Source organism: Nostoc sp. FACHB-133, from assembly GCF_014698055.1.
Lineage (GTDB): Bacteria > Cyanobacteriota > Cyanobacteriia > Cyanobacteriales > Nostocaceae > Nostoc.
Map to the genome: position 1 here is coordinate 1 of NZ_JACJSH010000156.1, position 2408 is coordinate 2408.

Sequence of the window (2408 nt, forward strand, 5' to 3'; positions counted from 1 at the left end):
TATTTTTAATATCAATGCCTATCTGATCGCCATAAACAATTAATTGACAAATTTCAATATCATATCCGCGAGGAATACCGTTAACCAATTTAGATGTATAAAATGAGCAAGAAAATGTCAATGGTCTTTTAGGACTTCCAACTAATTCTAATGGGTAGTGTAAAATACTTTTATCTGCCAATATAAAAAGGTAATCGGTAGTACGATTTACACAATATCTATTTACTAGCTCAACAGTGGATAATTGTTGATTTTTTTGATTCTCCACAACCTAACTTCCTCTAGCCCGTTTAAATTACAACAATATAAATATCTACCATATAAAACCCCGTGCTACAAGATACGCTAAAAGAACACTGAGGATATTCTGATTACGAATATTATCAAGCTGCAAAAAAGAAAGAAAAATGGTACTCAGCTAGGTAACAGATAATCATCCCCAGCCAGTGGGTAATATTCAACCAGTAACCGCCGTAGGTCTTCAATTACTGGGATTGACCGAGTAGCCAGCTTCCCTTTTGTGTTTGACTTCCTAATGATCATCTGAGGTCTAACGTTGCCCTTTGGTGTGTAGATGTCTTGAGTTTGCAGCGTACAGCATTCGCGGATACGGCAAGCACTGAACTAGGCAGACACCGAACAAAGTGCGATCGCGGTCATTCTCTAAGCCATGACTGAAGATTAGCTGTATGGTTGTTGGGGGCTGAACAGGCTTAGTTTGAGGTATGAAGTTGACCGCTTCTCCCTGGTGCGATTCATGAATTCTCTGTAAAGAACATGATTTTTTTCGGAACTTGCTACCATGTAAGCTGTATATCCCTACATACCGAACCACCTATACAGTAACTGGGGCATTGAATCTATGAAGCCCCATGTAAATTTATCGCTCTTCTTTAGCTGCTCTCTTGTCAAAACTTGAGAGCAGTTTTGCATTCTCAATCAGTATATCTACAATAGGTTTTACGTTTGCTGTCCTTACTTGGATCGAAGGACGAAATCGTTATTTCGTTAAATCGCTAATTCTTGCTTAAACGAAATCTCTCTGTACGATTAAGCGAAAACACGATATAACTAATTCGCTATAGGGCGAAAGGACGAAATTTGATGACCGTATTGGTGGGTGTCATTTCTCAAAAAGGGGGGGTAGGTAAAAGCACCCTTGCTCGGCTCATTGCTCGTGAATATGCTGCTGCTGGCTGGGATGTAAAAATTGCCGACCTAGATATTTCTCAAGGTACGAGTACGGATTGGAAACAACGCCGCTCAGTCAATGGTATCCAGCCGGAGATTGCTGTTGAACCATTCCGCACTGTAGCGCAAGCGCTTAAACACGCCTCGGTTTATGACCTCATGGTTATGGACGGGCCACCGCATTCTATGCAAGGGACACTGGAAATTGCCCGTGCAAGTGATTTACTTGTTTTACCCACTGGTTTATCACTGGATGATCTCAAACCGTCTGTACTGTTGGCGCATGAATTGGTAAACGCCAAAATTCCTACGGATAAAATTATTTTTGTTTTATGTCGAGTCGGCGATCGGGAGAATGAAATTGAGGAGGGCAGATCATATATTCATAAAGCTGGATATGTCACAGTGGCTGGCTCAATTCCAGAAAAGACTGCTTATCGTCAGGCAAGTGATAACGGTCGTGCTGTTTCTGAGGTCACATTTCCTACCTTAAAGCAACGGGCCGAACAAGTAGCGCAAGGAATTATTGATTTATTGAGCAAGCAAGAATCCTAATTATGTCAACTAAACCACCTCCACCACCTCGCAAACCAAGCAAAGGTGAACCCCCTAGCATTAAGGAAACAAAAGATAACTTGGAGAAGCCCGATCCAGGTGAAATTTCCAACCTGAATTTTAAAGTGCCTGCCGAGTTTAAAAAGGATTTTAAGATTGCGGCTGCTACTTACGGTTGTACCCAAGTCGAGCTATTGCAACGGATTTTTAAATACTGGACAGATAATCATGGCTAGTCAAGATTCGTCATTTATCGAAAGGACGAAAAGACGATTTCTTGTTTTAGCGATTTCGCTAAGGATGCGGGTGGGGTTTAAAAACCCCAATTCAAAGAAATTTTGAACTTAGTAACTTCCAAGGGGGGAGCGATTTAATTCATCCTTATAAAATTTCCAATTCGGCATAAATTTATTCATCAAAGCCACAAAGCGATCGCCATGATTGCGTTCTAACAGATGCACCATTTCATGAACTACAACATACTCTAGGCAATGCTTGTCTTTTTTCGCTAGTTCGAGGTTGAGCCAGATACGTTTTGCTTGGATGTTGCAAGTACCCCATGGGAGCTATGCGGTTTCGTCAGATCCAGTAAAAAACAAGCGATCACTAAATCATTTTCCCAGTAGTATAAATTTATTTATACTTTTTAAGCAGTATTAACA

At 40.7% G+C, this 2408-nt stretch carries 3 protein-coding genes and 1 pseudogene; 2 read left to right on the plus strand and 2 right to left on the minus strand.

From position 1 onward, the window contains the following. Positions 1-268 (minus strand): hypothetical protein (locus tag H6G86_RS38010; RefSeq protein WP_190938711.1); only part of this gene is annotated, 268 nt, incomplete at its 3' end. Between the two features lie 836 nt (positions 269-1104). Here H6G86_RS38010 and H6G86_RS38015 point away from each other — a divergent pair. Together H6G86_RS38015 and H6G86_RS38020 are read left to right on the plus strand one after the other, a co-directional pair. Further along, positions 1105-1746, plus strand: a complete 642-nt coding sequence (locus H6G86_RS38015) for a ParA family protein (RefSeq protein ID WP_190938712.1) — start codon at positions 1105-1107, stop codon at positions 1744-1746. Between the two features lie 2 nt (positions 1747-1748). Then, positions 1749-1982: a hypothetical protein gene (locus H6G86_RS38020; RefSeq protein WP_104910315.1), complete on the plus strand. Its 234-nt coding sequence runs from the start codon at positions 1749-1751 to the stop codon at positions 1980-1982. 108 nt (positions 1983-2090) lie between these two features. Here the strand turns inward: H6G86_RS38020 and H6G86_RS38025 are convergent. Further along, positions 2091-2294 (minus strand): annotated as a pseudogene (locus H6G86_RS38025) (M48 metallopeptidase family protein); the annotation flags it as partial. Positions 2295-2408 lie beyond the last annotated feature (114 nt).

Coding starts and splice junctions, on each gene's coding strand:
- H6G86_RS38015 (WP_190938712.1), top strand. CDS start 1,105: ATGACCGTATTGGTGGGTGTCATTTCTCAAAAAGGGGGGGTAGGTAAA.
- H6G86_RS38020 (WP_104910315.1), top strand. CDS start 1,749: ATGTCAACTAAACCACCTCCACCACCTCGCAAACCAAGCAAAGGTGAA.